This is a genomic window from Saccharibacillus sp. WB 17, assembly GCF_008634075.2.
GTDB lineage: Bacteria > Bacillota > Bacilli > Paenibacillales > Paenibacillaceae > Saccharibacillus > Saccharibacillus brassicae.
This window is the reverse complement of the sequence record NZ_VPFK02000024.1, coordinates 130,767-157,669: the sequence shown is the minus strand read 5'-3', so window position 1 is coordinate 157,669 and position 26,903 is coordinate 130,767. Positions and strand designations below refer to the sequence as shown.

The 26,903-nt window shown below is 58.5% G+C and carries 23 protein-coding genes; 17 read left to right on the top strand and 6 right to left on the bottom strand.

Translation table 11 applies throughout. From position 1 onward, the window contains the following. Positions 1-249: 249 nt before the first annotated feature. Together FTE24_RS13365 and ptsP are read left to right on the top strand one after the other, a co-directional pair. A complete protein-coding gene (locus FTE24_RS13365; RefSeq protein ID WP_141446148.1) occupies positions 250-2,139 on the top strand; it encodes a glucose PTS transporter subunit IIA in 1,890 nt (629 codons plus the stop codon). Beyond that, complete coding sequence (ptsP, locus tag FTE24_RS13360; protein WP_150230069.1) at positions 2,136-3,860, top strand: phosphoenolpyruvate--protein phosphotransferase; 1,725 nt, start codon at positions 2,136-2,138, stop codon at positions 3,858-3,860. Before FTE24_RS13365 ends, ptsP begins: the two co-directional genes overlap by 4 nt. 118 nt (positions 3,861-3,978) lie before the next feature. On the opposite strand, the gene FTE24_RS13355 is transcribed toward ptsP, so the two are convergent. After that, on the bottom strand, positions 3,979-4,515 hold the full coding sequence (locus FTE24_RS13355) for a type 1 glutamine amidotransferase domain-containing protein (protein ID WP_150230067.1): 537 nt from the start codon (positions 4,513-4,515) through the stop codon (positions 3,979-3,981). Positions 4,516-4,783: 268 nt separating this feature from the next. Between FTE24_RS13355 and FTE24_RS13350 the strand changes: the two genes are divergently transcribed. The 4 genes from FTE24_RS13350 (at position 4,784) to FTE24_RS13335 (ending at position 7,572) form a co-directional block, all read left to right on the top strand. Next, the gene (locus tag FTE24_RS13350; protein WP_150230064.1) at positions 4,784-5,236 is read left to right on the top strand and encodes a hypothetical protein; all 453 of its coding nucleotides are present in this window, start codon (positions 4,784-4,786) and stop codon (positions 5,234-5,236) included. Positions 5,237-5,359: 123 nt separating this feature from the next. Further along, positions 5,360-5,701, top strand: a complete 342-nt coding sequence (ytxJ, locus tag FTE24_RS13345; protein ID WP_150230061.1) for a bacillithiol system redox-active protein YtxJ — start codon at positions 5,360-5,362, stop codon at positions 5,699-5,701. Positions 5,702-5,841: 140 nt separating this feature from the next. After that, entirely contained in the window at positions 5,842-6,852 is a 1,011-nt protein-coding gene (ccpA, locus tag FTE24_RS13340) for a catabolite control protein A (RefSeq protein WP_141446143.1), read from the top strand. A gap of 6 nt (positions 6,853-6,858) precedes the next feature. Continuing rightward, entirely contained in the window at positions 6,859-7,572 is a 714-nt protein-coding gene (locus FTE24_RS13335; protein ID WP_150230059.1) for a 5'-methylthioadenosine/adenosylhomocysteine nucleosidase, read from the top strand. A gap of 258 nt (positions 7,573-7,830) precedes the next feature. Here the strand turns inward: FTE24_RS13335 and FTE24_RS13330 are convergent, their stop codons facing one another. Continuing rightward, positions 7,831-11,061: a penicillin-binding protein 1A gene (locus FTE24_RS13330; RefSeq protein WP_150230056.1), complete on the bottom strand. Its 3,231-nt coding sequence runs from the start codon at positions 11,059-11,061 to the stop codon at positions 7,831-7,833. A 189-nt stretch (positions 11,062-11,250) separates the two neighbouring features. Then, entirely contained in the window at positions 11,251-11,850 is a 600-nt protein-coding gene (gene rpsD, locus FTE24_RS13325; protein WP_141446140.1) for a 30S ribosomal protein S4, read from the bottom strand. A 491-nt stretch (positions 11,851-12,341) separates the two neighbouring features. Between rpsD and FTE24_RS13320 the strand changes: the two genes are divergently transcribed. From FTE24_RS13320 to FTE24_RS13305, 4 genes are all read left to right on the top strand, one after another. Further along, complete coding sequence (locus FTE24_RS13320) at positions 12,342-14,321, top strand: sensor domain-containing diguanylate cyclase (protein WP_150230054.1); 1,980 nt, start codon at positions 12,342-12,344, stop codon at positions 14,319-14,321. 211 nt (positions 14,322-14,532) lie between these two features. Then, a complete protein-coding gene (locus tag FTE24_RS13315) occupies positions 14,533-15,648 on the top strand; it encodes an aminopeptidase (protein ID WP_150230052.1) in 1,116 nt (371 codons plus the stop codon). Between the two features lie 101 nt (positions 15,649-15,749). Next, on the top strand, positions 15,750-15,995 hold the full coding sequence (locus FTE24_RS13310) for an HPr family phosphocarrier protein (protein WP_141446137.1): 246 nt from the start codon (positions 15,750-15,752) through the stop codon (positions 15,993-15,995). A 162-nt stretch (positions 15,996-16,157) separates the two neighbouring features. After that, entirely contained in the window at positions 16,158-16,445 is a 288-nt protein-coding gene (locus FTE24_RS13305) for a YlaN family protein (protein WP_037289645.1), read from the top strand. Positions 16,446-16,551: 106 nt separating this feature from the next. On the opposite strand, the gene cax is transcribed toward FTE24_RS13305, so the two are convergent. Beyond that, entirely contained in the window at positions 16,552-17,706 is a 1,155-nt protein-coding gene (gene cax / locus FTE24_RS13300; RefSeq protein ID WP_150230050.1) for a calcium/proton exchanger, read from the bottom strand. 203 nt (positions 17,707-17,909) lie between these two features. On the opposite strand from cax, the gene FTE24_RS13295 reads away from it, so the two are divergent. Continuing rightward, on the top strand, positions 17,910-18,296 hold the full coding sequence (locus FTE24_RS13295) for an Asp23/Gls24 family envelope stress response protein (RefSeq protein ID WP_141446135.1): 387 nt from the start codon (positions 17,910-17,912) through the stop codon (positions 18,294-18,296). 107 nt (positions 18,297-18,403) lie between these two features. Here FTE24_RS13295 and ftsW read toward each other — a convergent pair whose 3' ends face one another. Next, positions 18,404-19,678, bottom strand: a complete 1,275-nt coding sequence (gene ftsW, locus FTE24_RS13290) for a putative lipid II flippase FtsW (RefSeq protein ID WP_150230048.1) — start codon at positions 19,676-19,678, stop codon at positions 18,404-18,406. A 265-nt stretch (positions 19,679-19,943) separates the two neighbouring features. Here ftsW and FTE24_RS13285 point away from each other — a divergent pair, with 265 nt between their 5' ends. From FTE24_RS13285 to FTE24_RS13260, 6 genes are all read left to right on the top strand, one after another. Continuing rightward, positions 19,944-21,113, top strand: a complete 1,170-nt coding sequence (locus FTE24_RS13285; RefSeq protein WP_150230046.1) for an amidohydrolase — start codon at positions 19,944-19,946, stop codon at positions 21,111-21,113. Positions 21,114-21,269: 156 nt separating this feature from the next. Beyond that, on the top strand, positions 21,270-21,707 hold the full coding sequence (locus tag FTE24_RS13280; protein WP_141446132.1) for a YlbF family regulator: 438 nt from the start codon (positions 21,270-21,272) through the stop codon (positions 21,705-21,707). A gap of 41 nt (positions 21,708-21,748) precedes the next feature. Then, positions 21,749-22,033: a YlbG family protein gene (locus FTE24_RS13275; RefSeq protein WP_141450282.1), complete on the top strand. Its 285-nt coding sequence runs from the start codon at positions 21,749-21,751 to the stop codon at positions 22,031-22,033. Between the two features lie 275 nt (positions 22,034-22,308). Further along, positions 22,309-22,746: a hypothetical protein gene (locus tag FTE24_RS13270; RefSeq protein ID WP_150230044.1), complete on the top strand. Its 438-nt coding sequence runs from the start codon at positions 22,309-22,311 to the stop codon at positions 22,744-22,746. Between the two features lie 98 nt (positions 22,747-22,844). Continuing rightward, the gene (locus FTE24_RS13265; protein WP_150230042.1) at positions 22,845-23,774 is read left to right on the top strand and encodes a LysR family transcriptional regulator; all 930 of its coding nucleotides are present in this window, start codon (positions 22,845-22,847) and stop codon (positions 23,772-23,774) included. Continuing rightward, on the top strand, positions 23,771-24,649 hold the full coding sequence (locus FTE24_RS13260) for a PHP domain-containing protein (RefSeq protein ID WP_150230040.1): 879 nt from the start codon (positions 23,771-23,773) through the stop codon (positions 24,647-24,649). Before FTE24_RS13265 ends, FTE24_RS13260 begins: the two co-directional genes overlap by 4 nt. 231 nt (positions 24,650-24,880) lie before the next feature. Here the strand turns inward: FTE24_RS13260 and FTE24_RS13255 are convergent, their stop codons facing one another. Next, entirely contained in the window at positions 24,881-26,641 is a 1,761-nt protein-coding gene (locus FTE24_RS13255) for an Rqc2 family fibronectin-binding protein (protein ID WP_150230038.1), read from the bottom strand. Between the last annotated feature and the right edge of the window lie 262 nt (positions 26,642-26,903).

Below are 26,903 nucleotides of genomic sequence, written 5' to 3'. Positions count from 1 at the left end.
TCGCCAGGTACCGTTTTTCTCGTTTCTGCGTCACTTCTGTAGCATCCGGCTTGCCGGACGCAGGGAGCGATCGCGGCGAACTTCTCCCCGCCGTTTGCACAAGCTTTTTCCCGAACAGGAAGGCCCGGTTCCAAAGGCTTTTCCGTTCAATCGGAAGAGCTTTTTCCCACGGCGAAAAAACGCCCCGAATCCTTTGACAAACCTTTCCTCAAAGCTTACCATTTGAAAGAAGAGAGGAGAGGGGCATCTTTGAATTGGTTAGGTTCGCTTCAACAGCTTGGACGGGCCGTGATGATCCCGACGATGGTTCTGCCCGCTGCGGCCATCCTGCTCAGCGCGGGCAGCCTTCCCTGGGGAGCATGGGGGCTTCCGGGCGTGTCCGAAGCGTTAAACGTGGCCGGATCGGGCGTACTGCTCTATCTGCCTTATCTATTCGCCGTGGGCGTAGCGCTCGGGCTCGCCAACCAGGCGGGCTATGCCGGTCTGGCGGCGCTGATGGGCATGACCATCTACGAGCGCGTCGTCGATCATTTTGCGAGCGGGCAGATTCAGCCGACGACGCTGATCGGCATCCTGCTCGGCGTGATCGCCGGGGCGCTGTACAATCGCTTCAAGGATCTCAAACTTCCCGAAACGATCCAGTTTTTCGGCGGATCGCGCTTCGTCCTGCTGTTTATGGGACTGCTGTCGGCGCTGTTCGCTTTTGCCATGCTTGCGATCGGGCCGCTGCTGCAGGCGCTGATCAATCTGATGCATCTCGAAGTCCAGTCGACGGGCGGATTCGGCCTGTTCGTCTACGGCATCTTATACCGGGTCCTGTCGGCCTTCGGACTGCATCACCTGCTGAACAATGTCGTCTGGTTCCAGTTCGGTTCGTACGAGACGGCATCCGGCATGGTCGTGCAGGGCGATCTGCCGCGCTTTTTTGCCGGAGATCCGACCGCGGGGCTGTTCATGGCGGGCTTGTTCCCGATCATGATGTTTGCGCTGCCCGCGACCGCGATGGCCGTCATTCACGAAGCGCGCGAAGACTTGAAGCCCAAAGTGCGCAAAACGTTTGTCCGCGCCGCGCTCGTCTGCCTGCTGACCGGCGTGTCGGAACAGATCGAATTCGCGTTCCTGTTCGCTTCGCCGTTCCTGTTCGCGCTGCATGCCGTGCTTGCGGGCTTCGCCATGTGGCTGACGTACGCGCTCGATATTCATCACGGCTTCTCGTATTCGGCCGGCCTGATCGATTTCGTGCTCAATTTCCATCTGTCCACGAACGGCTGGCTGCTGATCCCGATCGGTATCGTTTACGGCCTCGGCTATTATGTACTGTTTCGCTGGGCGATCCGCAAATTCCAGATTCCGACGCCGGGCCGGGAAGAAGGCTCGACGCTCGAAGACTGGGCCGGCAATATCCCGTACCGCGCGCCGCTCATTTTGCAGGCGCTCGGCGGCCGGGATAACATCGTGCAGGTACAGGCCTGCATCACCCGCCTGCGCCTGACGGTCAAAAGCGACCGGAAGATCGACGGACACGCGCTCAAATCGCTTGGTTCCGCGGGCTTGATCCGACTCGGCGGCGGCAACGTCCAGGTCGTGTTCGGCACATACTCCGAGCTGATCCGCGAAGAGATCAATAAGCTGATCGACCGCGAGCTGGACCATGTGCTGTTCGCTTCGCCGGTGCAGGGCCGGATGATTCCGCTCGACGAAGTGCCGGACCAGATTTTTGCCAAAAAACTTGTCGGCGACGGCGTCGCTTTTTTCCCGGAAAAAGACGAGCTTGTCTCGCCGGTGGGGGGCACGGTGCTGCATGTGTATCCGACGCAGCACGCGCTCGGCATCCGGACGAACGAAGATATCGACGTGCTGCTGCATGTCGGCATCGATACGTCGCATATCGAAGGGGCATTCAAAGCGTTCGTCGAAGTCGGCGACATCGTGGAACCCGGCCAGCTGCTGATCCGTTTCGATCTGCCGCTGCTGCGGGAAAAAGCGAAATCGCTCGCGACGCCGATGCTGATCACGAATCCGGACCGCGTCCGTTCCTGGAGTTTTGCGCCGTTCAAAGCGGTCAAAAAAGGCCAGGCTTCGGTCATGTCGGTCGTGCTGTACGATAAAGATAGAGAAACGGGAGGGGGAGGACGATGATTACCTGTATCGGGGCCGCACCCGGCGTAGCGATCGGGAGAGCTTTCGTTCTGCCGACATGGGAATGGGACGTGCCGGACCAGAAAATGGACGTGGTCGATCTGACGCGCGAATTCGAACGTCTGACCGAAGGCATCCATACGTCCCGCTGCGAGATCGAAGACATGAAAAAAGAGGTCAAAGAAATGGTCGGACCGGAGGAATCGAGCATTTTCGATGCCCATCTGGCCATTCTCGAAGACCCGGTATTCATGAGCGAAATCAAAGGAATCATCGAGCGGCAGTACAAAGCGGCGGAAGTGGCGGTCAAGGAAGCGATCGACCACTTCGTCACCATGTTCGACCTGCTCGACGACGAGTACATGAAAGAGCGCGCGACCGATATCAAAGACGTGGGCAACCGCCTGCTCAAGCATCTGCTCGGCGCGCCCGAGATCAAACTGCCTTCGGACACGCAGCCGTACATTTTGGTCGCCAAAGAGCTGTCTCCGTCGCAGCTCGTGCATCTCAATCCGCAGCATGTGCTCGGCATCGTGACGCTGATCGGCGGCAAAACGTCGCATTCGGCGATTATGTCGCGGGCGATGGGCATTCCTCTCGTGGCGGGCCTCGAAGGCAAGCGCGAAGAAGCGTTCCAGACAGGCGAGCTGCTCGTGATCGACGGAGACGAAGGCGTCTTGTTCATCGATCCGGACGAAGAGACGCAGCGCGTCTACGCGGACAAACAGCGCAAGCTTCAGCGTAAAAAAGAGCAGCTGCAGCTGTTGGCCGAAGTCGATGCGGTAACCCGCGACGGAGAGCATCTGACGCTTGCCGCGAACATCAGCTCGCTGCGCGAACTGGAAACGTCGCTCAAGCACGGCGCCCAGGGCGTCGGGCTTTTCCGGACCGAGTTCCTCTACATGGACCGGTCGGAATTCCCGAGCGAAGACGAACAGTTCGACGTGTACCGCCGCATAGCGCAGCGGGCGTCCGGCCAGCCGGTCGTTATCCGCACGCTCGATATCGGCGGCGACAAGCAGCTCGATTATTTCGCGCTGCCGGAAGAAGACAATCCGTTTCTCGGCTACCGGGCGATCCGGATCAGTCTGGACCGGCCGGATCTGTTCCTGACGCAGCTGCGCGCGATTTTGCGCGCCAGCGCTTTCGGCGACGTGCGCGTGCTGTATCCGATGATCTCGTCGGTGGACGAAGTGCTGCAGGCCAAAGAACTGCTGAAGCGGGCAATGGGTCAGCTAGGCGACCGGGGAGAAGCGTATAACGCGGACATTCCGGTCGGCATCATGATCGAAGTGCCGGCGGCGGCCGCTATCGCGGACCTGCTGGCCGAAGAAGTCGACTTTTTCAGCATCGGCACGAACGATCTCGTGCAGTACGTGCTGGCCGTCGACCGGATGAACGAGCAGATCGCGCATATGTACCATCCGTACCATCCGGCTGTGCTGCGTATGCTGCGCATGACCGTGAACGCGGCGCGCGACCGCGGCATCGAAGTGAGCGTCTGCGGCGAATTGGCCGGCGACGAGCGGGCGATCCCGATCTGGCTCGAACTCGGCGTCAGCAAGCTCAGCATGTCGCCGCAGTCGCTGCTGCGCGTGAAGCACCGTGTGCTGAAAACGTCGGCGGCCGAAGCGCGCGACACGGGCCGGCAGTGTTTCCGGCTCGGCCGCTCCGGCGAGATCGAGCGGCTGCTGTCCGCCTACGTCACGCCGGTAAGGTGAAGGCCCGGCGGGATTGATGCGGCGCAGCCGCAACGAAAAAAACCGCCCCCGATCCGGGGGTGGTTTTTTTGCATAACGAAAACCGAAAATCAAAAACCGGAACAGAACGAGGCGCCGCTCAGTTCCCGGCTGCCGAATTCGCCAGCGCGTCGCAGAACGCGAGGCCGTAAGGCGGCAGATCCGGCGGTCTGCGGGCCGAGATAATATGGCCGTCGACGACGACCGGCTCGTCTTGCCAGATTGCGCCGGCATTCTCCATATCGTCGCGAATGCCCGGCGTCGACGTGACCGTCACGCCGTCCAGAATTTTGGCCGAGATCAGCACCCAACCGGCGTGACAGATTTGTCCGATCGGCTTTTTGGCTTCGTGCATCTCCCGAACGAGCTGGAGCACTTTCGGATAACGGCGGAGCTTGTCCGGCGCCCAACCGCCCGGCACAAGAATGCCGTCGTAATCGGCGCTGTCCAACTCGTCGAAGCCGTATTCCGCTTCGGCGGGGACGCCGTATTTGCCGATATACGTTTTGCCTTTTTCCGCGCCGGCCAGATGAACTTCGGCTCCTTCTTCGCGTACCCGGTAAACGGGCACCCACAATTCCAGATCTTCGAATTCTTCGTCGACCAAAGCGATCACTTTTTTTCCTTCAAGACGCATGGAGATTCACCGATCCTTTCCGTAAGGGTCTATGCGGTCCAATAACCTCTTTCATTGTAACAGGACGGAAGGTCAGCCGCAAAACGGAGAAAAAAAACGTAAAACGTTTTTTTGAAAGCGCTTAATTATTTTGGAAAACAAGCAGGAATTTGCGTGACGCGCAGCGAATCTATTTGCAGAAGCCTTTCTTTTGCCGCCTACCGCGCATGGGCAGGCTTTTTACGCCGGAATACGGCGAATATTATATCCAAGGTGGAGGGATTGTTGGATGCTGGAGCATTGCGGATGCGGACAAAGATACGACCTGGATTTTCGACTCGTCGATTACAAACAGCATGTCAGCATTGACAACGTGCCCGTTCTGATCTGCCCGAAATGCGAACACGAAGAAGTGCTGCACTGGGTGAAGCGCGACCTGACCACGCTGCTGGAGAGCCTGCCGCTGGACGGGGACCGTTACGGATTGGACTACACGGATTTTAACGAGCTGGCCCATATCGTGTATACGATCTTTACGTGCAGCGAAGTGGATACCAAAGACGCGTTCAAGGCGGAGATCACGGAAACGTGTATGCTCCGGATCAACGCACTGCTGGATTTGTACCGCTGCGCGGCGGGAGTCGGAGACCGGTCTTGGATGACGGAGATCGAATGCAGTCTGGCCCAACTGACGGAGAAAGTGGTCGTAGACGGACAGGAGCTGCGTTTTTCGCCGGCTTGAAGGAAGCGGTATGTTTTGAGCACTTTTGACTTCGATTTACCCTATTGATACACTGAAAATTGACACTTGTATGGACAATGACAGGTGCCCAGATTCGCAGAACCGGGAGGAGACCGCATCATCATGCCTACTTTTAACCAGATCACGACCAGCGAGCAGCTGGAAGCCGTTATTCGCGAGTCGCAGGAGAAGCCGGTGCTGCTGTTCAAGCATAGCACGCGCTGCCCGATCAGTGCCGGAGCCTATGCGCAAGCGCAGAGCTATTTGAAAGGTTCGCCGAATCCGGACGCTTCCTACGCGCTGATCCATGTCGTGGAAGACCGTCCGGTATCGCTTGAAGCCGCGGACCGCCTCGGGGTGGAGCATGCGTCGCCGCAGGCGATTTTGCTCAAGGAAGGCCGGGCGGTTTGGAACGTTTCGCATTCCCGCATCACTTCTTCCGCTTTGCAGGAGGCGCTGTCCTAGGACAGCCGCCTTTTTTGGAAAAAAGTGAAGCGTTAACATTGCGCACTAAGCAAATTTATCGTATCATGGTACTAATGAAAGCTTGAATGTAATTCATTGAAACATGATTGAAAAATTTACTGGCAATGGAGAGAACAGATGTGACGGTAACTATTTATGATGTGGCACGCGAAGCAGGCGTATCGATGGCCACGGTTTCGCGGGTCGTAAACAACAACCCGAACGTAAAGCCGCAGACCCGCAAGAAAGTCTACGAAGCGATCGAACGTTTGGGCTATCGTCCGAATGCGGTTGCACGCGGCCTTGCAAGCAAGAAGACGACGACGGTCGGGGTAGTCATTCCCGATATTTCCAATTCGATTTTCGCCGAGATCGCGCGCGGCATCGAAGATATCGCCAACATGTACCATTACAATATCATTTTGTGCAACGCCGATAAGAAAAAAGACAAAGAGATTCGCGTCATCAACACGCTGCTGGAGAAACAGGTCGACGGCCTGCTGTTCATGGGCGGAACGATTACCGAAGATCATGTCCAGGCTTTCCAGACGGCTTCGGTTCCGATCGTTCTTTGCGCAACCAAAGATGAAAACGGTACGATTCCGGCTGTCGACATCGACCACGAAGCGGCGGCGTTCGACGCGGTCAGCACGCTGGTCCGTCACGGGCACCGCGAAATCGCGATGATCAGCGGCACGCTGCAGGATCCGGCCAACGGTTACTCGCGCTTCCAGGGATACAAACGCGCGCTGGAAACAGCGGGTATCGAGTACCAGGAAGATCTGGTCCGCATCGGCAACTACCGGTACGAATCGGGCGTGGAAGCGATGAAATATTTCCTCGGCCTCAAACGCAAACCGAGCGCAATCTTCGCCGCAACGGACGAGATGGCGATCGGCGCGATCCACAGCGTGCAGGACGAAGGCTATAAAGTGCCGGACGACTTCTCGATCATCAGCGTGGACAATATCCGTATGGCTTCGATGGTTCGCCCGCAGCTGACGACCGTCGCCCAGCCGATGTACGATATCGGCGCGGTCGCGATGCGCCTGCTGACGAAGCTGATGAAAAAAGAGAACGTCGAAAACGCGCAGGTCATTCTGCCGCACGAAACGATTCTCCGTCTGTCCGTCGCCCGCTTGAACGACTAGGCGCCGATGGACAACACGATCCGTCCGATCGCCCTGATGGGCGCGATGGACGAAGAAATCAGGCTTCTGCTTGACGAAATGCAGCATGCCCGCAGCCGGAAGGCGGCGGGCATTATGTATACGGAAGGCATGTTCCGCGGCCGGCACGTCGTCGTCTGCCGCAGCGGAGTCGGCAAAGTCAACGCCGCGGCCGCCGCGCAGATCCTGATCAGCGAGTTTCGCGTGCAGGCGCTGATCTTTACCGGGGTGGCGGGGGCGCTGCATCCGGAACTCCGGATCGGCGACATCGTCGTGTCTGCCGACAGCCGGCAGCACGATATGGATGTGTCGCCGCTTGGCTATGCGCCGGGCGAGATTCCGTTTCACGCCGAATCGATCTTTCCGGCCGACCGCCGGTTGATCGAGCTGGCCGAACGATCGTGCCGGGCGGAAGGCGCTTCCTTCCGGGTAGGGCGGGTGCTCTCGGGCGACCGCTTTATCGCGGATCGCGACGACGTCCGGCGTCTGCGCGATGACTTCGGCGGACTCTGCACCGAAATGGAAGGGGCGGCGGTCGGCCAGGTCTGCCGTATGAACGACCTGCCGCACGTCATTCTGCGTTCGATGTCCGATCGGGCCAACGGCGAAGCGCCCGCAAGCTTCGCCGAGTTCACCCGGACCGCTTCGGCCCGTTCGTTCGCGATCGCGGCCGGCATCCTCGAACGTTGGGACGAGGCTTAATGCGGCGGACAAGATCGGCTGGCGGGCGGAAGAGGTAGCGATTCGATTGGACGAGAGATAGCGAGCGAATAAGACAGTGAGCCGCCTTGCGGCCGGCAGGCGCCGGCTGCAACGCGCATAACAAAACCCCCGGATACCGCTGCTGCGGTATCCGGGGGTTTTTGCGTTCGTGTTTTTGCGTTCGTTTGGTATTCATATGAAGGGAAAGGGAGCAGGAGTGAAGCTTGCTCCTGCGGCCGGGCAATCGCAGCCGGTCCGTTACGGACTGGCCACGCTCACGGCCGCGGACTGGGCCGATTCGCCGGCTTCATTGGAAGCCGACACTTTGAACCATGCCGCGTACGGCGCCTCCAGCGTATACGAGAACGAAGCCGAAGCCGTCGTTCCGATTACGTTGTAAGGGCCTCCGGCCGACGTGCTGTAATACACGGTGTAGGAAGTCGCGCCTTCCGACTTCTGCCAACCGAGCCTTGCTCCACTGGCCGAACCGTTGCCTTGAAGCTGGCGCGGTTCTACCGGCGGCGTAACGGCGGCCGGCACTTCCGGCTGCTCGGCTTCCGCAGGCGGCGTCTCGGCTTCGGCCGGCGCTTCCGGCGGTGCTTCCGGCTCGGCCGTGCCGTCTCCGAGTTCGCCGATCGGCTGTTCTTCTTCGATCGGCTCTTCCGGCGTCTCGGCCGCCGGTTCTTCGATCACGTCGTTTGGCACGACGATGCCTTCGACCGCTGCGCCTTCTTCCGGCACGCTAGGCACCGGGTCCGGCGTATCGTTCACGGGCGGCGGCGCCTGGACGGCCGCTCCGACGATCCGGCTCGGCGACGATTCGTTGCCCGAGACGTCGACGGCCGTCACGTAATGCGTGGCGGAGCTTGGCGAGATGCGGAATTGCAGGAATTCGCCCGTGCGAACGCTGCCTGCGCGCTGGAACGAACTTCCGCCGTCCCAGGAGCTGTACAACCGGTAGCCGACGACGTCGTTTTCCGGATTCGCGGTGAACGCGATCTCCGTGCCGGAGTTGTCCATCCAGACGTTGACGGGAGCGGAAGGAGCATAGCCGTCGTCCGTTCGCGGGTCCACTTCTTTGGGCATGTCGACGCCCGCATCCGCGGGAATGTAATAATCGAGCGATTGGCCGTTGCTCATCTTGGAGAGCGCGTTCTGCAGCTCAAGAATCAGCTCGTTGATCGGCTTCTCGCGGTTAACGGTCACTTTGTCCAGCACCATGTCGTCCGGCGTTTCCGCGTGCGGCACGTAGTTGACGCCGTTATAGATAATATATTTGGCCTGGACGAGACCGTCGTCGTAATCGGTCGGCACAAATTTTTCGTTGAAAATGTCCGTGACCAGCTTGCCCGACTGTACCGTCAATTCGGTCGGGAGCTTGCCGCTGAAGCCGGATACGGTCTGGGTGACGATCCCTTCCGGTTCCGCGAACGTTTTGGTCGGGAACAGCTCCGGCTTGCGCGCGTTGACTTCGTTCATAATCGTCGCCCATAGAATTCGGGCACGGCCTTTGTCGTCGTTCATCGTATTGACCGGCTGGTTGTAACCGGCCCAGACGCCGAGCGCCAGGTCGGGCGTGTAGCCCATGAACCAGACGTCGCCGTAATCCTGGGTCGAACCCGTTTTGCCGGCTACGGCGATCTCTCCGTACGAATTGAACAGCTCGGGAATGCTTCCGTTCGAAGCGTCGCCCGTGCCGTCGCTGACGACGCTCTCCAGCATGTCGGTCATCAGATAAGCCGTCTGCTTGGAGAAGACCCGATCCGGATTGACCTGATGCTTGTAGACGATATTGCCTTTGGAGTCGACGATCTTCTCGATCATGTACGTCGGATTGAATTCGCCGCCGTTGCCGATCGCGGCATAGGCCCCGGTCATTTCCTTGACCGTGACGCCCTGGCTCATGCCGCCGAGCACGCCGGTCTGCGCTTTATAATCGCTGTCGGCGATCGTGGTGATGCCCAGCTTCTTGGCGAAAGCCCACGCGTCTTTGATGCCGACCTTTTCGTTGAACAGCTTGAGCGCGATCGTGTTCAGCGATTGGTTCAGCGCATAACGCGCCGTAACCAGTCCCTGATACCGTCCGTTGGCGTTTTTCGGAATATGGAACGTCGAGCCGGTCGCCAAAATGATCGGCGCGTCGTCGACGACGCTCGCCGGCTGGATCGTGCCGTTGTCGAGCGCCGGCAGATAAGCCGCGATCGGCTTCATCGCCGAACCCGGCTGCCGCTTCATCTGCGTGGAGAGGTTCATCTCCAGCGTGTCGAAGCTGCGGCCTTCGATCATGCCGAGCACCGCGCCGGTCTTCTGGTCGACGAGGCTGGCCGCGAGCTGCTGCGGCAGCCCGCCCGGATCGGCGGCGCCGAAGTTGGCCGGATTCTCCGCCACGCCGCGCATCGTTTTGTAGATGTCTTTGTCGATCGTCGTGTAGACGCGGTAGCCTCCGGTCAGCAGCAGTTGGTTCGCCGTCTCGTAGGAAGAACTGCTCTCGCCCGACGAAGCGTCCCCGCCCGGATTTTGCAGCGTCATGATGATCTTCGTCGCTTCGCGTTCGACTTCGGCCATCAGGTACGGATACGTCGCGTACGCTTTCGGCATTTTGCCCGACAGCGAGCCCTGCAGATCGAAAGCGAGCGCTTCGTCGTATTCGCCCTGGGTGATCTTGCCGTCTTCCAGCATGTTCGACAGTACCCGATGCTGGCGGCTGACGGCGTTATTGAACCCTTTTTCGTTGAATCCGCCCCGGCTGTCAAAAGCGGAATACGTCGTCGGCAGCTGCGGCAGACCCGACAGGTAAGCGGCCTGGGCCAGATTCAGCTGCGACGGATCGCTGAGGCCGAAGATGCCTTTGGCCGCCGCCTTGATGCCGAACAGATTGTAGCCGGCGGACCCTTTGCCGAACGGCATCTTGTTCAGGTAAGCCGTCATGATCTCTTCTTTGGACAGGAAACGTTCCATCCGCAGGGAGAGCAGGATTTCCTTGATCTTGCGGTCGTTCGTTTTGTCGAGACTCAAAAACACGCGCCGCGCGAGCTGCTGCGTCAGCGTACTGCCGCCGGTTTGCACCGACTCGTTCAGCAATTTTTGCTTGACCGCACGCAGCGTGCTTTTGGTATCGATACCGGGATGTTCATAGAAACTTTTGTCTTCGATCGAGACCAGCGCGTCGATCGCGGTCTGCGGAATCTGTTCGTACACGACCGGTCTGCGGTCTTCGTCGGTACGCAGCTGGCCGATCGGGGCGCTGTCCCGGAAATAAGCGAAGCCCGTGATGGCGTTCTCGTCGATGGCTTGTTCGATCGAAGCTCGGGAGCGAACAGGCTCGTCTTTGAGAATGGAGGTCACATACCCCGCTGCCGCGCCTCCGCCAAACAAAACGATCGCAAATCCGAGAATGACGACCCACTTGAAAAAGGTCAGCGTTTTGCGGAAAAACGATCTTTTCTTGACGGAAGGTTTATTTTCGGGCATTTTGTTTTCGTCTGCCATTGGCGTATCTTCCTCCTTTGAACAGGGCTTATTATAGCATAAAAACAAGAAAAACAGCACAAAAAATGGGGAGGAGGGCCAGGGAAGAGGAGGTGCTGCGGCCGGGGGAACAGGGGACGAACATCGACTTGCGCATAAAAAAATACCCGCAAGCTGCAAAGCTTGCGGGTATTGGGGCCGGACTTCCGATTAACGGTTGTAGAATTCGACGATTTGCTTCTCGTCGATTTCTTGCGACAGTTCGGCACGCTCAGGCAAACGGATGTATTTGCCTTCTTGAGCGGCTTCGTTGTACTCGACGTAAGCAACGAGGTGCGAACGGTTTTCGACAGCTTCTTTGATCGAAGCCATACCGCGGCTTTTCTCGCGAAGACCGATTACGTCGCCGAGGCTTACCGCGTAAGACGCGATGTCGACTTTTTTGCCGTTAACCGTTACGTGGCCGTGAGCAACCAGCTGACGCGCGCCTGCGCGGGAGTTGGCGAAGCCCAGACGGTACACGAGGTTGTCCAGACGGCTTTCCAGCAGGAACATGAAGTTCTCGCCGGCGATGCCTTGCATTTTTTGTGCTTTTGCGAACAGCGTACGGAACTGCTTCTCGCCCAGGCCGTACATGTGGCGCAGCTTTTGCTTTTCTTGGAGCTGCATGCCGTAGTTGCTTTGTTTTCTGCGTTGGTTAGCGCCGTGCTGACCCGGAGGGAAGTTGCGCTTGAGATCTTTGCCGTTACCGCTCAGGGAAATACCGAGGCGGCGGCTGAGTTTGAATTTTGGGCCTGTATAACGTGCCATATTGGAAAAACTCCTTTGTCATGTGTAATGGCCGGGGAACCGTGTGCGCCGTATTTTGTTTCGCGTACGCAGGCCGGAGACGTTCTTCTCTATATAGAGAGAAACGAATCAACGTACTCATATCGGGAGAGTTCAGCCGCTGTCCCGATAGCAACAAAACGCGTGAGGGTGACGCACCGTTACACCCGGATACGTAGGTATCCGGCGTTCATACATCACTAAATTCTAAAGGATAACTCTTTACCCGTCAAGCTTAAAAAGCAAATAAATCCACATAATTTTCAAACAAAAAAAGGCTTGAGCCGAAAGACCCAATAAAAGGCGGAAATTCAAGAAAAATAGGATGCAAAACTGGGGCGAAAAGAGTAGTATAGGAGGAAGGTATTTGGAAGAAGCGAATAAGCCCGGCTTTTGCATGCGCTACGTATTCGGTTTGCGGAACCCGGGCTTTGCAATGCGGCAGGTATTGTTTTCGGCAAAGGAGAGAAATTATGTCCGAGCACGCAGGGAAGAACCCGGTGGAAGAAATTCGGCGCGACGAGGTCGGAGAAGCGCTGTTTCCCGTCGTATCCCGCGGCGACCAGTCGTTCTGGATTCAGTCCGTGGATATAGGCACGGCCGATTTCCCTTATATAGAACCTTTGCTCAAAGAAAGTTTTGCCGAATGGCAGGCCCAGAGCGCCGGATCGGCGCCGGGAGCGGAATGGTTTTTGTTCAGTCACGAAGGCGAAGCGGCCGCGGGCAGTCCCGAGCTGATCCTCCGTCTCAAGGAACAATCGGAGCATGCCGGCTGGATGTCGCTTGCGCGCCGGGAACCGGTGCAGGTGTCCGGCGATCGCCATCAAGGCGCCTATATGCGGGAACAAGCCTGTTTTGCCGTTCCGGTGTTTACGCGCAGCGGCGGCGAAGTGTTCGCCGTGCTCGGCTGCGCGGTACCGCAAAACGAAGCCGCCGGCATGCTGCGGGTCGTCGAAATGGCGGCTGCCCATTTTCGGACGTGCTTTTACCAGCGGCTGGAGTATTCGTTCATCTATGACACGCTGTACACGCGGCAGGCCGGAGCGTCGGAGCTTGGCGGGGATTCGGCACTGTTTCGCATGGTTCGCAGGCTGTACGACAAATTTAACGTCGACGGCGTGCTGGAGGAACTGCTGCGCATCGTGCTCGTTCTGCATCCCGCCGCCCGCTGCAAGCTGCTCATGACCCAGGATTACCAGAGTTCGAATCCGCAGCTGCAGGCGTTTTTGCTCAATCAGCACGACTCCGACATTTGCACCAAAGCGTTCATGAAAGGCAGCGTGGAAGTGGCCCGCATTCCCGCGCCCGACCATCCGGAACGGATCGAAGCGGCGCTTCCGCTCGCCGGGCATCAGGGCATTTACGGCGTGTTTCATTTTACGCTCGATTTCCCGCCCGACCGGCTCGATACGCGCCTGCTTGGCATGATCGCGGACACCGCGGGCAAAGCGTTCGAGAACGCCAAGCTGTACGAACAGTCGAATCTGCTCATCCGGGAACTGCTGCTGATCAACGAACTGACCAAGCGGCTCAACCAGAATCTTCAGCTCAGCGACGTGTTTTCTTTTGCTATCCAGGAATTGGTCGGCATTTTCCGTGCGCAGTACTGCTGCATCATCAAGGACAATCCGGCGGAGCAGCGCTTCGACGTCGTGGCCTGCAGTCTGCCCGAGCTTGAAGGCGCTTCGTTCAGCCGGGATTACGGATTCGGGGGCACGGTGCTGCGCACCCAGGAACCGCTGATCGTCTCGGACTACTTGGAATCGGACATGCCGTCGCGCTTCATGGAGCTGGCCGAAGCGCGTTCGATGATCGCCGCTCCGCTGATCTCCAACGGCAAAGCGATGGGCGCGGTGCTGCTGGCCCAGCGGGAACACCATTATTTTTCGTACGAAAATTTCAAGCTGCTGCAAATGCTGTCGACGCATATCGGCCTTGCCGTGAGCAACGCGACGCTGCATGCCGAGCTTCAGCGCATGGCGAACCGCGACGCGCTGACCGGCCTGCACGTGCGGCGGCATCTGGACGAGCGCATTCATGCGCATCAGCTCGAAGGGTCCAAAGGTTCGCTGCTCGTAATCGATATCGACCGCTTCAAGCAGGTGAACGATACGTACGGTCACCAGATCGGCGATTCCATTCTCCAGCAGGTGAGCGGCATCGTCGTGCATTCGATCCGCGAGACAGACGTGTCGGCGCGTTGGGGAGGCGAGGAACTCGCCGTGTACTTCCCCGAGACGGCGCTCGAAGAAGCGCTGATCGTAGCCGAGCGGATTCGCTGTACGGTGGAAGAAGAGACCCGGCCTGGCGTGACCGTATCTTGCGGCGTCGCCGAATGGGCGCGCGAAGATGCGACGATCAGCGTCGAGTCGCTGTTCTACCGGGCGGACATGGCGTTGTATCAAGCGAAGAACAGCGGCCGCAATCGGATTCGCACCGCCGTGGCCGAATGAAGCTTCCGGCTCCATGCACGAAAGTGTCCCGTACGGCTGCCGCCGTTCGGGGCTTTTTTTTGTGCCGGAACTCGGAGGAGCGCGATGACTTCAAGCGGGGGAAGTGCTACAATGGGAGAGCTATCGGCGGCGCTTTTTGTTGACCGTCGTTCAATTCAAGCGGGGCCGCGGGCGCTACGCCCGTCCCCGATCCGCGGGAGGAACAGACATCATGCGTGATCCTAGAGTACAGAAATTGGCGAAAACGCTGGCGGGCTATTCCGTCAACGTCCAGCCCGGAGAGAACATCCTGGTCGAGATGATCGGCCCCGAACGCGACCTGCTTCAGGCCGTGGTCGAAGAGATCAGCGCTTTGGGCGGCAACCCGTTCGTGCAGTTGACGGACAAAAGGGTGCAGCGCACGCTGCTCATGAACGCGACCGAAGAGATGATCCGCACGTGGGCGGACACGGACCTGAACCGGATGAAGCAGATGCAGGGCTATATCGGAATCCGCTCGGGCGAAAACGTCAACGAATTGGCGGACGTGCCGGAAGAGAAGATGAAGATGTACAACGCGCTCTACAACCATCCGGTCCACAGCGAGCAGCGCGTCAAGCGAACCAAGTGGGTCGTCATGCGTTATCCGAGCGCCAGCATGGCCCAGTTGGCCAATATGAGCACGCAGGCGTTCGAAGACTTCTACTTCGACGTATGCAACCTCGATTACGCCAAAATGGACCGCGCGCAGGATTCTCTGCAGAAGCTCATGAACGAGACGTCGAACGTCCGCATCGTCGGGCCGGGCACCGACCTGAGCTTCTCGATCGAGAATATCCCCGCGATCAAATGTTCCGGCACGGCGAATATTCCGGACGGCGAAGTCTATACGGCGCCGGTACGGAATTCCGTCAATGGAATGATTGCCTATAACGCGGCCAGCGTCTATAATGGCATCACGTTCGAGAACGTCACGTTCCGCTTCGAGAACGGCCGCATCGTCGAAGCGACCGCGAACGATACGGACAAGCTGAACAACATTCTCGACTCGGACGAAGGGGCGCGCCATATCGGCGAGTTCGCGATCGGATTCAATCCGTATATTCTGACCCCGATGAAGGACACGCTGTTCGACGAGAAAATCGCGGGCAGCCTGCATTTCACGCCGGGACAAGCGTACGAAGTGGCCGACAACGGCAACCGTTCGTCGATCCATTGGGATCTCGTGCTGATCCAGCGGCCGGAGTACGGCGGCGGCGAAATTTACTTCGACGACCGTTTGATCCGCAAAGACGGCATCTTCGTCGTGCCGGAACTGGAATGCCTTAATCCTGAAAATTTGAAGTAAGTTTCAAAAGTACGGAAAACGGTTGATAAGAAAGCGGATACAAGTTATCATGAGACATGTGAGAACCAAGCATTCATTCAGATTTGGACGGAGGGATACAAATGGCCAAGAACAACGCAGCAGTTGTCGAAATCGCGCAGACCGCATCCCGCTTCTCTTCTTCGATCGTTCTGCAGGCAGAGAACAAGTACATCGACGTGAAGAGCATCCTGGGACTGTTCACGACTCTCGTGAGCAACCAACAGTATGAGCTTCACGTGATCGGACCCGACGCCGAAGAAGCCAAGGCGGCAATGATCGAAGTGTTCGAGAGACACGGACTGAACGTCGTTATCGCTCCGGAATAATTCAAGCGAGCGACAAGCCGGGCACCGCACTTCCTAACGGATGCGGTGCTTTTCCGCGTGCTCGTTTACATTTTGTTAGCCGCTTCTTGTATTACCTTTTAAATTCGTCTAATATTAGAGTAGAAACGCCGGCCACACTTTCAGGCATAGGGGGGAGAAAATATGACTTCATCTGATGTGCAAGAGCAATTTCAAATCAAGGCAGCCAATCTTCTTCAAGAAGATGCAGATAAAATCGAGAAGTTGATAGAAGTACAGATGGAGAATCTGGCGACCCGCTACTGTCCTCTCTATGAGGAAGTGCTGGATACGCAAATGTACGGGTTTTCCAGACAAGTCGATTTTGCGATTCGGGCGGGCCTCGTCGGCGAGTCCGAAGGCAAGCAGATCGTAAGCAAGCTGGAACGCAATTTGGCCGTTCTCTACGAAGCCCTGAACAACAAGGAATAGCGGACCTGCCGCCTTTTTCGGGCTTCGACATAACAAAAGCGCGCACGGAGTTTTCGCTCCGTACGCGCTTTTTTTTTGCGTTCTGTCAAGTTCTTGCGCCAAGTGCTTAATGGACCATGAAGAACGATACGCCGAGAATAATATACACGGCGATCAGCAGCAGGCCTTCGTACCAGTTCGTCTCGCCGTCCTGAATGATGGACTTGGCGACGAACACGGATACGGCGATCGCGACGATCTCGATCGTCGAGAACACGATATTCATCGTGCCGCTCAGGCCGCCCATGAAGAAGCTGATAAAGATCAGTACCGGCGCGACGAACAGCGAGATTTGCAGGCTGCTGCCGACAGCGATTTCGACCGAAGTGCCGATCTTGTTCTTCATCGCAAGCATGATCGCGGCGCTGTGTTCGGCGGCGTTGCCAACGATCGCCACGACGAACGCGCCGACGAACAATTCGCTCAGCCCGAACTGCGTCGTGAACGTCTCAAGCGTGCCGACGAGCCATTCGCTGACGAATGCCACCATGACGGTCGCGATAACGAGGTACAAAATGGAACGGTTTTTCGACCAGGCCGGCGCGTGTTCGTCAGGCTCACCCGCATGCGGCGCGGAAGCCGGAACAGCCTGGACGCTGCCTGCCGGAATGCCGCTTCCGACCGTGGAAGCCGAAGCGGCAGGCGCTTCCGAAGGTTCGGACAGATACTCTTTGTGCGTGATCATCGAGAACACGAGCCAGGCGATGTAGGCGGCGATCAGGATGCCGGCCACGATCAGGCTCAGCGTATTGATCTGGAGTCCTTCGATCGAATGGGTGTTGAGGAACACGGCCGGCACGAACAGCGCGATCACGGCTACGATCATCAACGATCCGTTCATGCCCGCAAGCGGCACGTTGAAGCGCTGCACCTTGAACTTCACGCCGCCCGCGAACAGGCTGAGTCCCAGCACGAGCAGCAGGTTGCCGATGATCGAGCCGGTCAGGCTCGCTTTGACCATGTCGAACAATCCTTCTTTGACGAGCAGGATGGCGATGATCAATTCGGCCGCGTTGCCGAACGTCGCGTTCAGGAAGCCGCCGAGCCTCTGCCCGGCATAATGGGCGACGCTTTCGGTGGCACGTCCGAGAAATCCGGCCACGAAAATGACCGAGATCGCGGACAGCACGAACTCGAGCGTCGAATTCCAATGCAGCAGATGTCCGGCCGCGCTGAGCAGGAACGTGACGATCAAGAGGATGGGGGACAGCATTTTTTTCATACGATCAGGCCTCCGTTGAGAAATTCGGCTTCATTCGTTCAGTTATGTAAAGATGAAGATAAGAAGTCCATTCTCAATATACGCCACTTCGGGCATCCTTGAAACGATTTACCGATCACGGAGCGAAAAAAAGACAAAATCGGCATTTGCGCTGCAAGGGGGTTAGCCCTTAAAATAGAGGTATGAAGTAAGGAGGGATGGTCATGTCCGAACAAGTTCAACTGGACAATGGGAATGTACGAATCGCAAACGAGGTCGTAGCCAAGATAGCGGGAATGGCCGCGCTCGAAACGCCGGGAATCGCTGCGATGTCCGGCGGATTGTCGGAAGGCTGGGCCAAGCGTCTGAGCGGGAAAAACGTGCAAAAAGGCGTCATCGTCGAAGTCGGCCAGCTGGAGACGGCGATCGACCTGCGCATTATCGTGCTGTACGAGACGCCGATTCACGAAGTCTGCCGCATGCTGCAGCAAAACGTGCGCGAAGCGGTGGAGAACATGACCGGCCTGAAAGTGATCGAAGTCAATGTCAAAGTCGAAGGCGTCGCCTTCAAAGACGACATTTCGATCGAAGAGCCGTCCCGCATTCGATAAAGCGAGCTGCGGCGCACGCGGCCGCTCCGCCGCGCCGCACGCAAAAAGGTTCTCCCGGACATACCGGGAGAACCTTTTTTGTCGTGCGGCAACTTGGCCTTCGCGCATCAGCGGGAACGGTACAATGCCGGGCGGCGTTCCGATACGCTGACCGTCTCGGTGGTCTGTCCTTTGACGGCCGGCGCGGCTTTTTTGGAATCGCGCGAGATGCTGAGCAGGATGCCCATGCTGAACAGCGTGATCAGCAGCGACGTGCCGCCGTGGCTGATAAAAGGCAGCGTGACGCCGGTCAGCGGAATCGTGTTCGTGACGCCGCCGATATTGACGAATGCCTGGATACCGATCAGCCCGACGATGCCGACGCCGGTCAGCGTGCCGAAAATGTCCGGGCAGCGCAGCGAAATGAGCAGTCCTCTCCACAGGAAGTAGAGGTAGAGCAGCAGGAACGCGGCCGTGCCGATAAAGCCGAATTCTTCGCCGATAATGGCGAAAATGAAGTCGTTGTGCGGGTTGGACAGGTAGGACAATTTCTGCACGCTTTGTCCGTAGCCCGCGCCGGTCGCCCCGCCTTCGCCGATCGCAATCAGCGAGTTCAGCAGGTTCTGCGTCGACCCTTTCGGATCGGCGAACGGATCGAGGTAAGCTTCGATCCGGTCGGCTTTGTAGCTGGAGCTTGCGCTGGCTTCATCCGCGCTTTTGGGTGTCAGCAGCTCCCGTCCGCCGAGGAACAGCGCGAGCACCGTGACGAGGATCAGCGCCGATCCGAGCAGATGCTTGACGCTGGCCCCGCCGGCATAAATGACGAGCATGCAGGCGGAGACGAGCACGAGGCAGGAGCCCAGGTCCGGCTGCAGCATGACGAGTCCGGCGATGACCGCGACGATGACGATGACCGGCATGAAGCCGGAACGCAGGTCGCGGAAACGGTCGCCTTTTTTGGAGATGAGCGCCGCCAGATACAGAATCGTGCTGATCTTCGCCAGTTCGGTCGGCTGAAGCGTGAGCGGGCCAATCCTGATCCAACTGTGAGCACCGTTGATCGCGGGCGTGAACAGCACGACGATCAGCAGCAGGAAGGTCAGCAGAAACAGCGGAACGAACAATCGCTTGAAATTTTTGTACGGGATATTCATGACGACCAGCATGACGACGATGCCGAGCAGCGCGTATTGAAACTGGGGCAGCGCAAAATAAAACGGATCGTTGTCGAATTTACTGCCCAGCAGCGTAAAGCTGGAACTGGCGCTGAAGACCATCAGCAGGCCGAAGCCGGTCAGGATCAGGGTCAGGATCAAAAGTTGAAAATCGGGCGGCGCTTTGGGCGATCTTGTCTGCGTCTTGGTGCCGGTACGGCTTGTCCCATTCTTTTTTACTGTGCTCATGTAAGTTCAATCCTTCGGCGGACGCTGCAAGAGCGCCGTTTATGTGTGCAAAGAGTCGGGCAAGGCGCAAGGCCGGCTGCGGTGTTCGAACAGGCATCAAAACTTCATCTTTCATCATAGTCGCTTTGAAAGGGAGGTGCAAGACCTCTCATAACGATGGGCTTCGCTTTTGTTTTTTGCTACAATGACGAACAGGCCGCGGCAAGCAGGCGGTCCCCATTTATAAACGGGCGAGCTTGAGGCCACACGGAAAGGACCTGAAAAGATGAACGAAACGGTGGAACACGGATTCGCGGAGATGGTGGAATGGCGCAGGCATCTGCACCGCCATCCGGAATTGTCTTATAAGGAACAGGAAACGGCGGACTTCGTCGCCGGCAAGCTGGAGGCGTTCGGGATCGAAGTCCGGCGCGATCTCGGCGGGCACGGACTGATCGGCACGGTGCGGGGCGCGCTGCCGGGGCGCACCGTGGCGCTGCGCGCGGACATGGACGCGCTGCCGATCGAAGAAGAAGGCGGCGCTGTCTACGCGTCGACGCGCAGCGGCGTCATGCACGCCTGCGGCCATGACGGGCACACGGCGGCGCTGCTCGGCGTCGCGCGCTATTTCGCGCAGCGCCGCGCGACGCTGCGCGGGGAAGTGCGGCTGCTGTTCCAGGCTTCCGAGGAAGTGTGCCCGGGCGGCGCCAGGCCGCTGATCGAGCACGGCGCGCTGGACGGCGTGGATGCGGTATACGGCGTGCATCTGTGGACGCCGCTTCCGGTCGGGACGGTCGCTTCGACCGGAGGACCGATGATGGCGTCGACAGACGAATTTTTTATCGACATTACGGGACGCGGCGGCCACGGCGGCATGCCGCACGAGACGGTGGACAGCATCGTCGCCGCTTCGGCGCTCGTCATGCAGCTGCAGACGGTCGTCAGCCGTTCGGTCGATCCGCTGCGGCCCGCGGTGCTCAGCATCGGGACGATCAACGGCGGGTTCGCGCAGAACGTCGTGGCGGAGAAGACCCGGATTACCGGCACGGTGCGCACGTTCGACGAAGCGACGAGAGCGCTGATCCGCCGGCGGATCGAAGACATGAGCCGGCAGGTGGCCGAGACATACGGCGCTTCGGCGGAAGTGGATTATTTGGTCGGGTATCCGGCCCTTGTGAACCACGAGTCCGAAGCGGAGCGGTTTTTCCGGGTCGCACCCGCGGCGCTGCCGGGCTTTGCGGTCGAAAAGGCGGTTCCGCTCATGCCGGCCGAAGATTTCGCCTATTACGTGCGCGAGCGTCCGGGCTGCTTCATGCTCGTCGGAGCGGGCAATACCGAAAAGGGATTCGTGTATCCGCATCATCACCCGAAATTCGATTTCGACGAATCGGCGATGAAAGCGTCGGCTGCCCTGCTGATCGCAATGGCCGAATCGGCGCTGGCCGACGAATCGTAAACAAGCGGCGGATTCGGCGAGTTCGGGAGAGACTTTTTGTAACTCATCCTCTTCTGTTAAAGGCTTACATCCTGTACGGCGTTATGCTATGATATTCGTACCTGCCCTTCCCGGGTGGGAACGGGCAGAGTTTGCGTATAGAAGCGAGATGACCTAATGAGCGTATCGGAGATTGAGACAGTCGACATGGCCCGCGTGCTCATGAACGCATATGATTTGGGCGATATGATCAACGGTTCCGTCGAAGTTGCTGATTATTTATATTGGCGCGAACGGATGCAGGAGCATCCCGAAGTGCGGCGGCTCATCGTGGAGTTGAACGCCAGAAAAGAACTGTTCGAAGAAACGCAGCGGTTCGGGCATTTCCATCCGAACTATCACGCCGCAAAAGAAGAAGTCGAACAGGTGGAGCGGGCGATGGAAGAGATCGAAGCCGTAGCCCGGTTCCAGGCCGCCGAAAAAGCGCTGGACGATCTGCTCTTTGAAATGTCGGAGACGATCGCGTATTCCGTGTCTTCGAGCATCAAGGTGCCGGGCAACAATCCGCTGCCGAAATCGGGCTGCGGAAGCGGCGGCTCGTGCGGCTGCGGCTGAGAAGCGGTACCGGTCTATTTACAGAAAGAAGGTGCAGCATGATGGTTCCCGAACGAATCGGTTATATCGTATGGGTCAATGACCTCAAAGCGGCACGCAACTTGGAGAAGTACGGAACGCTCCATTACGTATCGCGCCGGATGCATTACGCCGTCGTCTACCTCAACGCCGACCGGGCGGAGGAGACGGCCAAACATATGCGGAGACTCTCTTACGTGCGCAAGATCGAAAGATCGCATCGCACGGACCTCAAGACGGATTACGGCAGCAAGATTCCGGAAGAACTGGAGACGGACCTTCCCGATTCCGAAGCGTTGACGAGCTGACGACCGGCTCCGCGCGCAGGCAAAAAGAAAAAAGCGGCCCCAATCGGGCCGCTTCTTCTATAGCTTGTCCCCAAAGCTTGTATCCGATTCATTGGCTTTTTTTGAATCGCTTGTATAAATTAGAGGCATGATGTAGTATACCGGGTATATATACATAGATATAAAGACCTACGGCCTATCCGGCCGACTCTTCGGCTGCCTGAATCCCGGTTAGGCCGAAGCTTGCCGGATAGGTCCAAAACAGACCAAGTCGAGTCTCTGGAGAGTGATAAACGGTGCGGGATAAGGCGACGGAACGATGGAGCACTTACGAACCTTTTTTCATCGCTCTCGGTGACAAAAAGGTGGCGGATATCGTCATTACGAATCATGCCAAAGGCCGCTACGGCGATCGCGTGGACAGCGGGCATGAAGATGCGGAAGAGATTGCGGCCTGGTTGTGGGAATGTCTCCAGACCGGGCGGATCGTTCCGTATTATCGCAAAGAAGAAGACGTCTACCTGATCGACGACGACATCGTCATGGTGGCGGAATTCGGCGAGCTGACCGGACCTTATCCGGTCGAAAGCGGACCGCTGCACAAGATGATCGTGGTGACTTTTCTGGGCCGAATGTCGGAAACTATCGAACTGCGCGATTTGAAATCGTATTATTCGTGGCTGCGGCATTCGCGAAGAATGACGTTGATGAAGAACAACCGCAAGAAACGGTAGCGCGCCCGGGCACGAAGCGCGGCGCTGCCGTCAACCGAATACGAAGAAAGCCTGGCATGGAAATTTATTTTCATGCTTTTTTTGCGAGGAGGATTCCGATGGCGCTTAATTTCCACCAGCTTCATATTTTTCATACCGTCGCCGAAAAAGGCAGTTTTTCCGCGGCGGCCGTCGCGATGCATATGACGCAGCCGGCGGTGACGATGCAGGTCCAGACGCTGGAAGAATATTTCGGCACCAAGCTGCTCGACCGTTCCACCAAAAAGATCGCGCTGACCGAATCCGGCCGCATGCTGCTGCCGTTCGCGCGGCGCAGCATCGAATTGATGCGCGAGACGGAGAGCGAGATGACGCGGTTCACGCACAAGCTGGAAGGCCGGCTGCAGCTCGGAGCGAGCAACACGATCGGCGAATACGTGCTGCCGCCCCTGCTGGTCCCGTTCGGCCGCCAGCACCCGCATATCGCGATCTCGCTCAAAGTGATGAACACGACGCAAATTTTGGATGAAATCGCCCGGCATACGCTGAATTTCGGCCTGGTCGAAGCGCCGGTCGTCCATCCCGATATCATCAGCGAATCGGTCATGCACGACGAACTTCGGCTGATCGTGCCGGCCGGCCACCCGCTCGAAGGCCGCCCGGCGGTCACGCTGGAAGAAGCGTCGGCCTACCCGTTCGTGCTGCGCGAAGAAGGCTCGGGTACAAGGCAGGTGATGGAAGACGAATGGAGAGCCAAAGGCATGGACCCGCGGGCGCTGCAAACGGTCATGGAACTGGGCAGCACCGGAGCGGTCAAATCGGCGGTGGAAGCGGGACTCGGCCTGACGATGCTGTCGCCGTCTTCGGTCAAGCATGAATTGGCGCTCGGCCTGCTGCATGCGGTTCCGATCGAAAATGCCTCGTTCAAACGACAGTTTTATTCGGTTCGGCTCAAATCGACGCTGCTGCCGCTGGCGGCGGTCGCTTTTTTGAATTTTTTGCGGGAAAGAACGCTTGGCGAGAGCGGAGAAGGGAGCGGGACGTTATGACGAATCCGGAAAAAGAAAACGGACGGTACGACCTGCATATGCACAGCACGTCGTCCGACGGGATGAATACGCCGTCGGAGCTTGTCGGACTTGCCGCCGGGCGCGGCCTGGCGGGGATCGCGCTGACGGATCACGACACCGTCGCGGGCGTTGGCGAAGCGGCGGAGGCGGCCGCGCGCGCCGGGCTCGACTTCGTGCCGGGCGTGGAGATCAGCACCCGCGCGGGCAGCCGGGACATCCATATGCTCGGCTATTTCTTCGATCCGGCGGACGCGCGGCTGCGGCAGCGCCTGGCCGGCCTGCGCGACGTGCGCGATGTGCGCAACGACCGCATCCTGGAGCGGCTGCGCGAACTCGGCGTGGATATTACGCTGGCGGAAGTGAAAGACCGCGGCGGGCGCCCGCTGCAGCCGGGCGAGAGCGTGGGCCGCCCGCATATGGCGGACGTGCTCGTGCGCAAAGGCTATGCCGTCGACCTGCGCGACGCGTTCGACAAGTATTTGGCGGAAGGCGCGGCGGCGTATGTCTCGCCGCCGCGCGTCTCGCCGGTCGAAGCCGCGGCTTGGATCCGGGAAGCGGGCGGCGTGCCGGTGCTCGCGCATCCGGGCCTGTACGGCGACGACGCGCTCGTGCGGCAGGTGCTCGCCGAAGCGAAGCCTGCCGGAATCGAAGTCCGGCACCCGGACCATGATCCGGCAGCGGAAGAACGTTACCGCCGCTTGGCTGCGGAGTACGGGCTGCTGACGACGGCCGGGTCGGATTACCACGGGATTCGCCAGGGGAAAGTCTTCCACGGGGAACTCGGCGGGTATACGGTGGAAAAAGCCCGGGTGGCGGCTCTGCGCGCCGCCGCTTCGGCGCCGGAATCCGGTTAACGGTTCGGGATTCGGGTCCGATTGGTCCGATCGGATTCGACGCGCCCCGCCCCGATCCGGTTTGACCCAACCCGATTCGACGCGCCCCGATTCGATCCGGTCAGATCCGACCTGCGGCAGCAGCGTTAAAAAGCCGGCTTTCCCATTCGCGGGAAAGCCGGCTTTTGGCGTATACAGGTTTATAACAATCTTGTTTGATCAGGCACCCGCCGCCGCGAGCTGCGCCGCGAATCAGCCGTTCTTGACCGCGCTCGGCAGCGCCTTGATCAGGTCTTCGTCGGGCGTGACGAACAGCGTCTTCTGGTGATCGTAGATAACGAAGCCGGGCTTGGAGCCGCTCGGCTTGCGCACATGCCGGATCTGCGTCGTGTCGACCGGCACGCTGCTGGAATGTTTGGCCTGACTGAAGTAGGCGGCGAGCTGGGCCGCTTCGTTTAGCGTCGCTTCGCCGTATTCGGCGCTGCGGATCACGACGTGCGAACCCGGAATGTCTTTCGTATGCAGCCACGTGTCGCTGGAATGCGCCAGACGGTTCGTGATGAACTCGTTTTGCAGATTGTTTTTGCCGACGTAGATCTCGATGCCTTCCGAAGACGTGTACAGATGCAGCGTCGGTTTGTCGTTCTTTTTTTTCTTTTTGGCCCCGCGGGGAACCCGGCTGCGGACATAACCCTGTTCCGCCAGCTCCGCCCGGATCTCGTCGACGTCGCGCAGCGAAGCGTCGTTCAGCTGCTGGAGCAGGCTGTCCATGTAGGCGATCTCTTCGTGCGTCTTCTTGATCTGTTCGTCGATAACGACCAGGCTGTTTTTGTATTTGTTGTACTTTTTGAAATAGCGCTGGGCGTTGTCGGACGGGTTGATCAGCGGATCGAGCGCAATTTTAATCTCGCGCTGTTCCTCGTCGTAGAAATTGACTACCTCGATTTCCTTCATGCCTTTTTTCAGCAGATGGAGCGAAGCGAAAAGCAGTTCGCCCTTGATCCGGTACTGCTCGGCATCCTGCGCTTCTTCGAGGTCTTTGTCCAGGTGAACGAGCTTTTTGACGTTTTTGCCGCGCTCGTTCTGCAGGAACTTGATCAGGTCGCCGACTTTTTGCTTGACCGTGTCGCGGTCGGCTTTGTCGCCGTAATAATGTTCCATGCAGAAGCTGATCGAATCGAATGTGCGGCGCTCATCTACGATCAGGGTAAGCGGAACAGCCGAGAAGACCAGCTTGCCGCGCGCGTTGAGTCCGGTGCACGGAGCGAAGCGCCCTTCGCGCACGTCGGTCATCAGGGCGTCGAACGCCTGCCAGATCGCGGACACGTCCGGATCGGCTGCCGAATGGTCCGCATCGCCGGACCCGTTCGCCCGGTGCAGCACTTCCTGGGCGATCAGCGGGCTGAGGCCGGTATACGCTTCGACCAGCCGGTTCACGGGCGTGTCCACGACATTCTCGTTCCATTTTTGCTTGAACAATTCTTCGCCCGTCTCCAGCGGATTGAGCTTGTGCTGCTGCGGCGGTTCCTGATATTGGAAACCGGGCATGATGATGCGGTAGCTGCTGATCGCCGGCGTGACGTGGTGGATGCCGTCGAGGATGGCGTCCGTCGCGGCGTCCAGCAGGATGATGTTGCTGTGGCGGCCCATCAGCTCGATCACGAGTTTTTTGAGCGACACGTCGCCCACTTCGTCGCGCTGCCGGATCCAGAAATGCAGGATGCGTTCCATGCCGACCTGTTCGATCTTCTCGATCACGCCGCCTTCGCAGTGTTTGCGCAGCAGCATGCAGAACATCGGCGCTTCCGGCGGATTCATGTACGATTGTTCCGTGAATTGAATCCGCGGATACGTCAGGCTGGCGGACAACAGCAGTTTTTTGTTGCCTGCGCGGGAGCGAATCTGGAAAATGATATCGCTGCCCGAAGGTTGGTGGATTTTGCCGATCCGGGCACCTTGAAGCGATGCCAGTTCGTCGGCGATTGCGCGTGTGACGATTCCGTCCAATGCCATCTATAACGACCTTCTTTCTGTATGCGTCCGGGTGGATTACGGTTCGCCGCGCGGAAAAACACAAAGTTTCACGCAGAAAATCAATAGCAATCGCGCGGAGGTTCGGGTATCTTAGTTAATGTAGCTTTCGCGGAGAATCCGCGCTAAAGCCCGATACCCGAGGCTGCCGCGGGCGGGCTTCCGCAAACGGACGCGGCAAGATCTATATTGAGCGAAACCGGCCCTTTCGTCAACTTTTCGCGGCGCGGGAAGCGGGCGAAGG